This is a genomic window from Saccharibacillus sp. CPCC 101409, assembly GCF_030518235.1.
GTDB lineage: Bacteria > Bacillota > Bacilli > Paenibacillales > Paenibacillaceae > Saccharibacillus.
In genome coordinates, this window is record NZ_JAULSA010000009.1 from 130,140 (window position 1) to 143,018 (window position 12,879).

Consider the following 12,879-nt stretch of genomic DNA (forward strand, 5'->3'; position numbering starts at 1 on the left):
CTTTGTGATCCAGGGCCCGTCAACGGCCGGGATCTGCCGCCGCTTCGTCCAGCGGAATCGTCATTTCCAGCCGGGGAATATAATCCACGACGATTCCTCCGTTGTCGTCCAGTTCGAACAATCCGTCGCCGCCTGCCCGATAACGATAGGTGAACGGTTTGATCGTGAGCGATTGCGGCCGTTCTTCGAACGGTTCGAACCGGTCGTCTTCGAGCAGGACGCTGCCGTCGGCGGCATTCCAGCCGCTGCCGGAAATTTGCTTCAATTTGCGGCCCTGGTCGTCCAGCAGATCGTAACCGTACGTTTGGCCGGATGCCCGGGACGACCGCACCGAGGTCGGCAGTTTGAGTTCGGTAGTAACATTGAGCGTGACGGGCGTGCTTTCGATCTTTTTCAACGTAAACGTCACGCCTTCGAATGTTTTCGAAGTTTTCAACCGGAGCGAGTGTATTGCATCGGACGCCAGCACCAGGTTGGCGTCCGTATTTTTGCGTACCGGCACGTCCAGTTCGAACGGCTGGTCGATCCCGGCGACGTAAAAGCGGAGCGCCGCGTCGAACCGGTCGGGAAACGCCTCGCCGCCCTGGTTTTTCAGATCCGAGAATTCGACGATCAGGCTATCTTTGTCGGACGTCGGATACGTAAATATGCCCGGAGTGTTGTCTTCAAGGGAAGAGTAAGCCTGAAGTTTCCGTCCGTCTATCGTCAGCTTGACGTCCTGCAGCGTCGAACCCAGGTCTTCGCGATCCTCGGAACCGCTGCGCTCGATCGCCACGGAAACGCGGGTCCCGTCGTACGACACGGCCGAAGCTTTCAGCGTCAGGCCGCGATGCGTATCTTCGGCCGCGATTTCGCTGTACAGCCCGTCCCGGTCCGCGATCTCGAGGCCCAGATCGCCGGCCGCGCGGAAAATGCCGCCCACGCCCGGAATCTGCGCGAAAGCCGAAGCCGCGGCGGGGGAGAAAGCGCTCGTTCCGAGCAGCAGGGCAAATCCGGCGGCCGCGGCGATAACAGCCGTCAGCGCTTTGCGCCGCCGGGAGAAGCGTTTGTTTACGGCGGAACGTATTCCCGGGCTCGAAGCCGGCGCAGCTCCCGCTTTGCGATCCAGGCTTTGCATAATACGCCCTGTCAGATCGACCTCGATCGGCGTGGACAGAATGGAAGTTTTCAATCGGCTTATTTCTCGGTTCATCTCGCCTTGGAGCGGCAGCTCAGGCTTTGCGGTCGGCCGGGTACGTATGCTCATAGATATTCACTCCCTGCTTTTTTTCCTTAATCAGTTTTTTGCGGATCCGTTCGTACTTTTTGCGGATAGCGGCCGGTTTCGAATCCAGGATAAACGCGATCTCGTCATAGCTGTATTCTTCGAGCGACCTCAGCAGCAGAATCTGCTTCTCCGCTTCCGTCAGTTTGTCCAGAACGTCGTGGATCAGGTCGCCGTACGAAGGATGCTGCTGTTCGTGCTGCCGGTCCCGGTAAAAAGCAAACAGATCCAGCCGCTTTTTACGTTTGCGGAGTTCGTCCAGGCACACGTTCTTGGCGATCTTGTACAGCCAGGCCGAGAACGAATGCGTGGGCGTAAACTGTCCGATGCTGCGGTAAGCTTTCAAAAAAGTTTCCTGCGCCGCGTCTTCCGCTTCCTGCCGGCTGCGCAGCATATAGTAGCCGTACAGAAAAATAGGCCGCTGAAAACGCTCGATGATCCGGGCGTACGCTTCTTTGTCGCCCTGCCGGACGCGGACCAAGATCGGCTCCACTTCGGCGTCGTCCCCGTTCGAATGATTCTCCATGCCGCGGCACCTCCTTTCGCTTTGTCTTTCATGCTGTATAACTGCCAAAAACGCACATCTGTGACAGCGCCGAAAAAACCTTTCTTCAAAAAGACGAGAAAGGTTTTTTCGGCGTTCGCTTACAACGGTTGAGGCCGCGCTTTGCCAGGCTGTCCGGTTTCCAGCCAGGCGAAGATCCGCGCCAGCACTTCCATTCGCGTTTCCCGCGGCATATGATGACCGAGCCCCTGCAGGATCTCGAAATCGGCGTTTTTGCCGAGCCTTTTCAATTCCGCGTACATCCGCTGTCCGTGTCCGAAGTCCACCTGCGCGTCTTCCGTGCCGTGCACGATCAGGACCGGGCAGTGTATCCGGGACGCCATATGGATGGGCGAACGCTCCCGGTACACATCGGGCAGTTTGTAAGCCGACCCGCCGATCACCCGTTTCATCATGCGCCGCAGATCGATCCGTTCTTCATAGGTCTGCGCCAGATCCGACAGACCGCCCCACAGCACAAGCCGAGCCGTCCGCTCGTTCACCGCCGCGTCCGCCGCGTTGATCGAGCCGCGCGAGAAGCCCATTACCGCGACCCGGCCGGGATCGGCGAACGGAATCTTGCGCGCCAGCCGCACCGCGACGCGCGAATCTTCCAGATCCGCGCCGCCGAACTCGTCGCGGCCTACGCCGCTTTCTCCACCTCGGTAGCAGGGAGCGACCGCAATATGGCCGAACGACGCGAACTCGGCCATCCAATCCAGCCGCACCCGGCCGACGCGTCCGATCCCGCCGCGGCAGTAGACAAAGACCGGGTATCGGCGTTTGCCGCCGTCCGTCCGGCTGCTATCCGATTCCCGCGCTGCAAGCCCGCGTCCGGTTCGGACTTTTTCCCGATAAGCTTCCGCTTCCCGGACCGCGCGCGGCAGCACACAGGCGACGGCTTCGGCGGTCAATTCAAGATCTCCGCATTCCCGCCTCAACCATGTTGCGATTTCCTTTTCCGATACTTCGATCTCCGGCGGCAGGGCGGCATAGCCCGTCACCCGAAGACCGTCCGACAAATAAGTTACCCGATAGATCATGCAGATCCTCCTTTGAAGCGGTATAGTCTATCTTAACCCGAAGCGGCGTAAGATTTCGAGCGTTTCGGCTTTGCCGGCGCAGCCCTTTATACAAAAAGACCGGAATTCAAAAAAAGTTTCGCGCTTTCCGTTCAAACCCGATACAAAACCGGAGCACGCCCTGTCTTTCAGGTGTATATACGGCAAGGAAGGGCGGCCGCACTTCGAAGGAGGTTCACCGATGGACAACAATTATACGGAATCCGACGCGTTTCGCGCGGTATTTCTCGAATACTATCCCGGCGTACGCCGGAAGCTGATCGCCATGGTCAAAAACGAAGCGGCGGCGGAGGATCTGGCGCAGGAAGTCTTTCTGCGGCTGTACCGTAATCCGCCGGACGATCCGAGGGTTATCGGAGCCTGGCTGCACCGGGTATTGACCCGGCTCGCTTACGACCATACGGACAAGCTGGTCCGGCAGCGCAAGCTTCAGGAGAAGCAGGAGCGGTATTTCGACCGGGAGAAGACGTGGGAAAGCGGCGAGGAGACGCTGGTGCGCAGCGAAGACCGCGAACGCATGACCGAGCTGCTCGGCGAGCTGCCCGAACGAGACCGGCAGGCGCTGCTGCTGCGCTACTCCGGCTACAGCTACGCGGAGATCGCCGAAGAGATTCGCGTCAATCCCCCGAGAGTGGGCTCGCTGCTCAGCCGGGCGGCCGACAAGCTGCGCAAACGGGCGGCGGGGCGATCGAACGGAATGGAATTGTAAAGAAAACGCGGATCAGAAGGTATAACGGGCAAATTTTTAATTTAATTATTCCGGGAGGCAAAACTCATGACACATACAGAAGACAATCGGCGCGAACAAGAACGGGCAAGCGAAGCCTGGGCAAACATGCAGGACCGGCTTCGGCAGGAACCGGTCAATCCGGTCTGGAACACCTGGGACGCACGCAAAGCGGAGCTGGAACGGCAGAGCGGCAGCGGCGCGGAAAGCGAAGAGCGGGAGACGGCGGCGGCCGCATCCATGCAGCCGACGACGGGGGCGGATAAGGATAGGACGGTTACCGGCGCTTCTTCGGCGGCGGCGGGACGGAAGACTTCGCGCCGGAATCGCAAACTTGTGACGCGTCTGGCGCTGTCGGTTGCGGCGGCAGCTGCCGTGGTCACGGCGGTAACGCCGGCGGGCAACCGCGCGCTGGCGGATATTTTGAACAAGTTCACGATGCAGGATGTCGTGATCGTGCAGACGTCGGATATGGACAACATCATCGACCGCTTGAATAATGCGGACGGAAACAAAGAAACGGTCAATTCGTTCGGCACTTTTGTCAGCTCGTCCACGGACTGGGAAGAGTCGGAAATGAGTGTCGAACAGGCGCGGGAAACGTTCAAATACGACAAGGTTTCCGGAGCGGAAGAACAAAACACAGCCGTATATGCCGAAAACAAAACGGTGATGAAGCTGAATGTCGGCGCGGTCAACGATGCGCTGAAGCGTCTGGATGCGAAAGATCTGTTCCCGCAGGAGGCGGACGGCAAAGAGATCACCCTGACGGAGCCGGCCGCGATCCTGTACAATTTCGAGACCGAACAACAATATTGGGCGACGCTGAGCCAGTCCACCGCGCCTACCGTGGAGTTCGATTCGTCGTTCCCGGTGGAAGAAACGATGCAGGCTGTGATCAATTTCCCTTATTTGCCGGAGGATCTGAAAGAAAGCTTGCAGCAGGCCGCGGTGTCGAGCGGTCGACTCCCGCTGCCGATGTACGCCAACGGCAAAGCCGAGCAGATCGACATCGACGGCATCAAAGTCACGTATACGCACAGCGAAGCCGATCGTTCGCAGGAAGCGTTCTGGACCAAGAACGAACAGCTGTACCGGCTTGACGCCAGCGATGAATTTGAAGGCGGTAAAACCGGCTTCCTCGACTTCGTGAAAGGACTGATCGCCCAGTGAATACGGTGATTCCCGCGATTCAAACTCACGCACTCAGCAAAATTTACGGCAACGGACGCGGCTGCAGGGACATCACGATTACGGTTGGACAGGGGGAAGCCTTCGGCTTCCTCGGTCCCAACGGAGCGGGCAAAAGCACGTTCGTCAAAACGCTGGTCGGGCTGGTCCGGCCGAGCGGCGGGGAAGGCGTGCTGCTCGGTCATCCCATCGGCTCGCTGGAAGCGCGCGGACGGATCGGTTATCTGCCGGAGCTGTACCGCTATCCCGAGTGGCTGAGCGGCGAAGAAGTCATGCGCATGCACACCGGGCTGCTCGGAATCAAAAGCGGGGATGCGAAAGCGCGAATCCGTTCCGGACTGGACGAAGTGGGCATCGGCAAAAGAGGCTCCGACCGGGTCAAGCAGTATTCCAAAGGGATGCAGCAGCGGCTCGGCCTGGCCTGCGCGCTGCTCGGCGACCCCGATATCCTGTTTCTCGACGAGCCGTCGTCGGCGATGGACCCGGTGGGGCGGCGCGAAGTCAGGGATCTGCTGCTGGAGCTGAAAAAGAGGGGCAAAACGCTGTTCCTCAACTCGCATCTGCTGGAAGACGTGGAAGCCGTATGCGACCGGATGGCGCTGATGCTCAACGGCGATATGATCCGCAGCGGATCGGTAAGCGACATGCTCAAAGTGAAAGTCCGCCGGCGTTTCAAAGTCGGCGGATTTTCGCCCGTTGTGCTGGATTGGCTGATCGCCGAGACCGGTCTGCCGATAAACCTTTCCCATACAGCGGAGCCGCAGGATTGGGAAGAGCCGGTCTGGCTGGAAGCCGAATTGGAAGACGAGCACCAAGCCGGCCGCATCAACGCGCTGATCGTCGGTCAGGGCATGACGCTGTACGAGACCGTGAACGAACGGGAGAAGCTGGAAGACTGGTTTATGGATGCCGTGGCCGGGCTGGATCACAGGGGGGAGAAAAGATGAATACAATCATAGCGGCGACCTGGAAAGAACTGCTGCGGCGCAAAATGCTGCTGCTGACCGCCGTGCTGACCCTGCTCTTTCTCGCCGTATTCTGGTACATCGCGGGGACGGTCGCGCTGAACGTTCCGGACGGAACGCGGATGCTGGAACAGTTTGCGCGGCGCAGCGCGATCCTGTCGCTCGGTTTCTTTTTCGGCGGATTCGTGGTTGCGTTTCTGGCGATCTTCAGCTCGTTCTCCGTGATTTCCGGCGAAGCGGAGCAGGGCGTGCTGCAGTCGGTGCTGACCCGGCCTATTCCGCGCTGGAAATGGTATGTCGGACGCTGGCTCGGCTACGTGTCGCTGATCGGCGCTTACGCGCTGCTGCTGTTCGTGTCCATCGTATGGATCACGGGCGTTCATGCGGGCATGACGCGCAATTACGGCGATCTGGCGGTTTCGCTGCTGCTGTTCGCCTTGATGGTCCCGGTGCTGGTTAGCGCTTCGATGCTCGGTTCGAGTCTTTTCTCCGGGATCGGCAACGGCGTGTTTATGACCATGCTCTACGGAGCGGGCTGGCTCGGCGGCATGGTGGAGAAGGTGCGCGGCGTGCTGCCGGTCGAGCCGGACGCGCAGCAAACGCTGTCGCATATCGGCGTGCTCCTGTCGCTGGCGATGCCTGCCGACGGGCTCAACCGCCGCATGCAGTTTATTTTGACCCGGGGCGCGGGCGAAACGATTCCTTTCCTGACGGGCGGAACGCCGCCTTCGAACGCTTTCGTCTGGTATGCCGCCGCGTTCGCGATTTTTGCATTCGGCCTCGGATTGTGGTTATTTAGAAGAAAGGATTTCTAAAAAAGCCGCAAAGAAAGAGGGGACCCCGATGGGCCGAAAAACGTACAGCATCCCGTTCGGAACCGAGCCGGCGAAGCGGACGGCCAAAGGCACGATGATCTTCTACGATTCGTTCGAACATACGAGCGACGAAGAACTGGAACGGGCTGCGCAGGTGGCGTCCGCCCGTTCGTTCGCGCAGCTTGTGCTGTATCCGCTGCACGAAGCGACCGAGAAGCGCTTAAGCGGCGAAGCCGTCAGCGCGTTCTACAAACGGGACGACCGGGTGCACGAATGGCGGCGCGATCAGCAGATCATGCGCAATGCCACGGTCGAGAATTGGGACGGCAAACGCAAAAAATATACGCCGCTCGAAGCGGCGCTGCGGTTTATGGACGAAAAGTACCCGTCGCCGCTGTTTCTGTATTTGACGGCCGACAACGCCAACCGTTTCGCGTCGTTCGCCACATTCGAGGAATGGATCGTGCGCATCCGCCTCGTGCTGGACGAAGCGCCGGCGCGGCCGCATCCCCGGCTGGAGAAATTCCGCCGCAGATGGGACACGGCGGATGAGCTGCTGGCGAAAGAAAAACCGGAAGAACGCGAATTTCAATAAGCGGAAAGCGAAGCGCGAAACCGGCGGACGGAAGCTCTTTTCGCCGTCGTTTGCGAAGGAGTTCAACGCTGCGTCACAATCGCCGATACCCGCCGGGGACCGTTTCCTTTACACTAAAGGAGACGGTTTTTTTGGCGCGTTCGATCGCGCACAAGCGAGACAGGAAAGAGGAACCCGTATGACTGTATCCGTAACGACGAACACCTATAACGCTGCAAACCGGAAACCGCGGCGCAGACGGCGCATTATTTTTATGCTGCTTCCGCTGCTTGCGCTGGCTTTGTCCGGCTGCGAAAAAGGCTCGGCCGCGCTGCCCGCGCGGACGCCGGAGCCGAAGATCGGAGCGGGGCAAAACGTTACGCTGGCGGTGGCGACCGATCTGCACTATTTGAGCGACAAGCTGACCGACGAGGGAGAAGCGTTCGAGAAATACGTATCGGCCGGCGACGGCAAACAGCTGCACTACAGCGAAGAACTGCTCGACGCGTTTACGGACGAAATGACGGGCCTCGCTCCCGACGTCCTCATCCTGAGCGGCGATCTGACCAACAACGGCGAGAAGCAGAGCCATCTCGATCTGGCCGCCAAACTGAAAGCGATCGAACGGGCCGGCACCCGCGTCTACGTCATTCCGGGCAATCACGATCTGTTCAATCCCTGGGCGCGCAGCTTCAAAGAGGATAAGCAGTACGTGGCGGATTATATATCCGACGCGCAGTTTGCGCAGATTTACGGGCAATTCGGCTACGAAGAAGCGGCATCGCGCGACGATTCTTCGCTGAGCTACCTGGCGGAACCCTCGGAGGACGTCTGGCTGCTGATGCTGGATACGAGCAAATACCGGGACAATACAAAGCTGGGACATCCCGAAACGGACGGAGAACTGTCGGACGCGACGCTAAAATGGATCGAAGATTGCGGCCGTCTGGCGCAGGAAAGCGGCGCGCGAATCATTCCGGTCATGCACCATAACCTGACGGATCACAGCGAAGTGGTGCGGGACGGCTTTACGCTGAACAATGCCGCGGAAGCGGCGCAGTTGTTCGCGAGTCTGGATATGAAGCTGTCGCTCAGCGGGCATGTGCATATCCAGAATATCGCCGCGGCGAAAGCGGACGGCAAAACGGTGTACGACGTGGTCACGGGGGCGCTGTCGGTCTCCCCGCACCGCTACGGCCTGCTGCATTACGACGCGGCGGAGCGCACGCTCGATTACGCGGCGCGGGAAACGGATGTGCAGGGCTGGGCGGAGCGGACCGGAAGCACGGACGGGAACCTGCTGCATTTCCGGCAGTACTCGCGCGATTTCTTCGGCAAGTTCGGTTACGATATGGCGTTCAAACGGTTGATTATGGACGATACGTATTCGGCGGAAGAAGTCGAAGCCATGTCCAAAACGATGGAAGACGCCAATGTCAGCTATTTTGCGGGCACCCAGCGCATCGACCGGGAAAAGATCGTGGAGTCCGAAGGCTACGGCTTATGGATGGAAGCGGAAGGCGGCTTTATGAAGCCGTATCTGGAAAGTATTGTGGACGAGGAAAATGCGGACACGGATAACCTCAAGCTTGAGATCGACTTTTAGCTGCCGAGGGAGTTAAAGAAAAACCCGCCCTTGTAAAGGCGGTTTTTTCTTTACTCTAATAATTAAGTATACGTAATTTTATTTTTATTATAATAACTTATTGACCCGGTATAAAGACGATGCTATATTTTGAACGTTGAAAGCGGAAACATAATATTTGAGTGAAGATCGGGCAGTTCATTATCGCAAAAAAGGAGAGAAACGAATGGGCAAAACGACGAGGCTGCGCTGCGAATACGCGGTAAATCCCATAGGCGTGCAAACGGACAGGCCGCGCTTCAGCTGGGAGCCGGACAGCGAAGAAATCGATCGGCGGCAGGCCGCTTACCGGATTGTGGTATCCGGCGACGAGAATGAAGCGCTTGCCGGAATCGGGCGATTGTGGGATTCGGGACGGGTCGAATCGGAGGAGACTTTTCATATCGAGTATGAGGGAGAGCCTTTGCTCGGGCAGCGGCGCTATTACTGGGCGGTCGGCTGCTGGGACCGGGACGGGCGGTTTTACGAGCCGGAAGCGGCCGCTTATTTCGAGACGGCTATCCTCGATCCGCGGGAATGGACCGCTTCCTGGATCGGCGCCGCTGCAAGCGCCTCGGCGCCGCTGCTTCGAACGACTTTTCATATCGCCAAAAAGGTTGAACGGGCTTCCCTGTGTATTTCCGGGTTGGGGTACTTCGAGCTGTATCTCAACGGACGGCGGATCGGGGATGAAGTGCTGGTGCCGAACTGGACGGATTACGGCCGCAGGCGGATCGAAGGGCTGCTGTACCCGTTTGACGACCGCACGGGCAAACGGGTTCATTATCTGGTGCACGCGGTCGCCGACGATCTTGTCCAAGGCGAGAATGCGATCGGGGTCATGCTGGGCAACGGCTTTTACAATCAGACGGAACGAACGGTGGAAGGGCGGATGAGCTATGGTGCTCCCCGGCTGATCGCGCAGCTCGATCTCGTTTACGCGGACGGTACGCGGGAACGGATTACAAGCGATCCGAGCTGGACATGCAGCGCCGGACCGATCGTGTTCAACAATGTGTTCTACGGCGAGATCTACGATGCGAGGCTGGAACAAAACGGCTGGACGGAGGCCGGCTTCGACGACTCCCGCTGGGAACAGGCACGGCTGGTGCGTCCGCCGGACGGAAAGCTGATTGCCCAGATCTCGCCGCCGGATAAAAAGATCGGCACGACGGCTCCCGTATCCCGTACGGAAGTACGGCCCGGGGTGTACGTATTCGATTTCGGCCTGAACTTCTCCGGCTGGGTCCGCATTCGGATGCAGGGAGAAGCCGGCCGCTCCGTCAAGATCAGGTTTGCGGAAAATATCCTGCCCGGCGGCGGACTGGACTTCGCCAGCTGCGGAGGCGAAAGCCAGATCCAGGCGGACACTTATATCTTGAAAGGGCAGGGCGTGGAGCAGTACGAGCCCCGCTTTGTCTGGCACGGCTTTCGTTATGCGGAAGTTTCCGGCTATCCGGGCGTGCCCGAACCGGCCGATCTCGTCGGCGTTGTGGTGCATGCGGCCGTCGAACCGGCGGGGCGCTTCGACTGCTCGGACCCGCTGCTGAATAAGGTGCAAAGCGCTTTTCGCCGGTCGCAGCTGAGCAATCTGCACGGAGGCGTGCCGTCGGACTGCCCGCACCGGGAACGGCTGGGCTATACGGGCGACGGGCACCTGAGCGCGGAAGCGGCAATGTATAATTTCGATATGGCTTCTTTTTACAGCAAATGGATTGAAGATATCGGCGACGCGCAGAACCGCAGTACGGGATTCGTGCCGCATACCGCGCCGTTCAACGGAGGCGGGGGAGGCGTTGCCTGGGGCTGCGCTTATATCCTGATGCCGTGGACGATGTACGCCATGTACGGCGACCGGCGTTTGCTGGCCGGGCATTACGAAGGGATGAAGCAGTGGATCGCTTATCTGGAAACGCGCAGCGGCAGGGGGGACCGGATCGAGTTCGAAGAAGAAGGAAGCTGGTTTTTGGGAGACTGGTGCGTGCCGGAAGACAACGAGCTGCCGCCAGAGCTGGTCGCTACGTTTTATTACGGCTATACGGTTCAGCTGTTGTCGCGGATTGCGGAGACGCTGGGTCGCGCGGAAGACGCGCGGCGCTTTGCGGAACTGCACCGGCGCATCTGCGATTCGTTCAACGAATGGTTTTTCGATCGGGATAGGGCGGTGTACTCGTCCGGAAAGCAGGGGGCGGATTTGTTTGCGCTCGCATTGAATGCCGTTCCGGGCGAATACGAGCAGCGGGTGTGGCGGCGGGTTCTGCGATATTACAAAGAAACGCGGGGAGGGCGGCTGGATACCGGCATATTCGGAACTTTCTGGCTGTTGGAGCTGCTGGGCGAACGGGGAGAGATCGATCTGGCGCTGCAAATGATTGCGTCGACGGAATTTCCGGGCTACGGATATATGATGGCAAACGGCGCCACGACCCTGTGGGAATCCTGGGACGGGCACGATTCGCACAATCACCCCATGTTCGGGACGGTGAGCGCCTGGTTCTACAAGTACGCCGCCGGACTGGCCCCGCACCCGGATACCGTCGCGTTCGGCCGCGGAGTGTTCCGGCCGTTTCGCGCGTCGAGTCTGAACCGCGCTTCCGCGCGCATCCATACGATGCGCGGACGGTACGAGGTTCACTGGTCCGCCGAGGACGGGGAGGCATGGGAGTGCGGAATCCGGGTACCCCCGAACTGCCGAGCGGACGTTTATTTTCCTTTGGAACGAAGCGGGGCGACGGTGACGTCGATTGACGAGACGGAGCGGGGCTGGACGATATGGCCGGAGGAGGAGCGGGAGAATGCGGAGAACGAAGCGCCGGAGCTTGATCGGACGGAACCCGGCGAGAAGGAAGCGGCGATCGTGCTCGGTTCGGGCCGCTATACTTTTCGATTGAAGACGGAAAAAGGACGATCTGCGGGCATTAGTTTTCGAAAGGTTTGATCGTGTCTCGCAGCACCAGACTGGTCGGCAGCAGGACTTTCTTATTGCCGTAAGAGCCGCCTTCGGCGATCTCCAGCAGCAGCTTGGCGCTCTCGTAGCCGAGTACGTCGAAATACTGCTTGACCGTGCTCAGCGCCACTTTGGCGAATTTGGAGCTTTCGAAGTCGTCGAAGCCGATCAGCGACAGCTGCCCGGGGATGGCGATCTCCAGCTCGGTCAGCCGTTCGAGAATATCGAGCGCGCGTTTGTCGTTGGCGCAGAACAGCGCGGTCAGTTCTCCTTCCCGGACAAGGCGCGCGATCGCGGCGTAGTCCAGCTCGTGCTCCAGAAACAGCCGGGAATCGGAAAGCGGAAGCGACGCGTTCGACAGGGCGTTTGCATACCCGTTGTACCGCTCGACCTCGGGGCTCAGGTGGTAATCGTACGCCGCGAACCCGATCTTGCCGTGGCCCTGCCGGATCAGGTGCTCGACCGCTTCGTAGGCGCCGTCGTGGTTGTTGCAGGTGACGACGTTGACCGGATAACCGGCGGGAGAGCGGTCCAGCATCACGAACGGGACGGACTTTTTGCGCACCTCGCCCAGATAACTTTTGGCCGCTTCGGGATCGGACGAGTAGATCAGCAGGCCTTTCAGCCTGGATTCAATCAGTCCCAGCACAAGCTCGCGTTCCTGTTCGAAATCGTCTTCGACAAATTCGATAATAAGTTTGCAGCCGTTTTTGCCGAGAAAAGACTGGATGCCTCTCATGATCTGCATATACGAACTGTCGTACAGATCCACGCCCGAGATGACGAAAGCGACCAGATTGGACGTTTTCTCGGCGGAGGCCGTTTGACTGGCGACAAAGCTTCCTTTGCCCCGGATGCGGTAGATCACTCCTTCGTTCACCAATTCCGACAGGGCTTTGCGCACGGTGATGGAGCTGACGTCGAGCAGTTTGGAAAATTCCGATTCGCTCGGGATTCGGTCGTTCTGGGTAAAGCCGCGGGTTTCGATCTGGGACAGCACGTAATCTTTGACCATCTGGTACTTGGGCGGCTGCTGCTTCGGCGGCGGCGATTCTTTTTTACTCAAGCGGATTCACCTCGTTGTTTACATTTCTTTATAATATAGCTTATATAATCTTAAATAGTATACTAACTTCGAATAATTGC

11 protein-coding genes are annotated in these 12,879 nt (G+C 59.0%); 7 read left to right on the forward strand and 4 right to left on the reverse strand.

What is annotated here, in order from left to right; all coding sequences use genetic code 11:
* Window positions 1-19: 19 nt before the first annotated feature.
* From QWJ34_RS18570 to QWJ34_RS18580, 3 genes are all read right to left on the reverse strand, one after another.
* Entirely contained in the window at window positions 20-1,246 is a 1,227-nt protein-coding gene (locus QWJ34_RS18570) for a DUF5643 domain-containing protein (protein ID WP_302730148.1), read from the reverse strand.
* Window positions 1,212-1,790, reverse strand: a complete 579-nt coding sequence (locus tag QWJ34_RS18575; protein WP_302730150.1) for an RNA polymerase sigma factor — start codon at window positions 1,788-1,790, stop codon at window positions 1,212-1,214. The genes QWJ34_RS18570 and QWJ34_RS18575 overlap by 35 nt, the downstream gene beginning before the upstream one ends.
* Before the next feature lie 119 nt (window positions 1,791-1,909).
* The gene (locus QWJ34_RS18580; protein ID WP_302730151.1) at window positions 1,910-2,851 is read right to left on the reverse strand and encodes an alpha/beta hydrolase family protein; all 942 of its coding nucleotides are present in this window, start codon (window positions 2,849-2,851) and stop codon (window positions 1,910-1,912) included.
* Between the two features lie 220 nt (window positions 2,852-3,071).
* On the opposite strand from QWJ34_RS18580, the gene QWJ34_RS18585 reads away from it, so the two are divergent.
* The 7 genes from QWJ34_RS18585 to QWJ34_RS18615 all read left to right on the forward strand — a co-directional run bounded on the left by QWJ34_RS18585 (window position 3,072) and on the right by QWJ34_RS18615 (window position 11,724).
* Window positions 3,072-3,599, forward strand: coding sequence for a sigma-70 family RNA polymerase sigma factor (locus QWJ34_RS18585; protein ID WP_302730152.1), 528 nt, complete (start codon window positions 3,072-3,074; stop codon window positions 3,597-3,599).
* Window positions 3,600-3,665: 66 nt separating this feature from the next.
* Window positions 3,666-4,790 carry a hypothetical protein gene (locus tag QWJ34_RS18590; protein ID WP_302730153.1) on the forward strand — a complete coding sequence of 375 codons (1,125 nt, stop codon included), beginning with the start codon at window positions 3,666-3,668 and terminating at the stop codon, window positions 4,788-4,790.
* Window positions 4,791-4,795: 5 nt separating this feature from the next.
* On the forward strand, window positions 4,796-5,755 hold the full coding sequence (locus QWJ34_RS18595) for an ABC transporter ATP-binding protein (RefSeq protein WP_302730254.1): 960 nt from the start codon (window positions 4,796-4,798) through the stop codon (window positions 5,753-5,755).
* On the forward strand, window positions 5,752-6,588 hold the full coding sequence (locus QWJ34_RS18600; RefSeq protein ID WP_302730154.1) for an ABC transporter permease: 837 nt from the start codon (window positions 5,752-5,754) through the stop codon (window positions 6,586-6,588). The genes QWJ34_RS18595 and QWJ34_RS18600 overlap by 4 nt, the downstream gene beginning before the upstream one ends.
* 28 nt (window positions 6,589-6,616) lie before the next feature.
* Entirely contained in the window at window positions 6,617-7,183 is a 567-nt protein-coding gene (locus QWJ34_RS18605) for a hypothetical protein (protein WP_302730155.1), read from the forward strand.
* 178 nt (window positions 7,184-7,361) lie between these two features.
* Window positions 7,362-8,768 (forward strand): metallophosphoesterase, encoded by a 1,407-nt coding sequence (locus QWJ34_RS18610; RefSeq protein ID WP_302730156.1) that lies wholly within the window; start codon window positions 7,362-7,364, stop codon window positions 8,766-8,768.
* A 205-nt stretch (window positions 8,769-8,973) separates the two neighbouring features.
* Entirely contained in the window at window positions 8,974-11,724 is a 2,751-nt protein-coding gene (locus QWJ34_RS18615) for a family 78 glycoside hydrolase catalytic domain (RefSeq protein WP_302730157.1), read from the forward strand.
* Here QWJ34_RS18615 and QWJ34_RS18620 read toward each other — a convergent pair.
* The gene (locus tag QWJ34_RS18620) at window positions 11,705-12,799 is read right to left on the reverse strand and encodes a GntR family transcriptional regulator (protein ID WP_302730158.1); all 1,095 of its coding nucleotides are present in this window, start codon (window positions 12,797-12,799) and stop codon (window positions 11,705-11,707) included. The two genes, QWJ34_RS18615 and QWJ34_RS18620, sit on opposite strands and share 20 nt — an antisense overlap.
* Window positions 12,800-12,879: the final 80 nt, after the last annotated feature.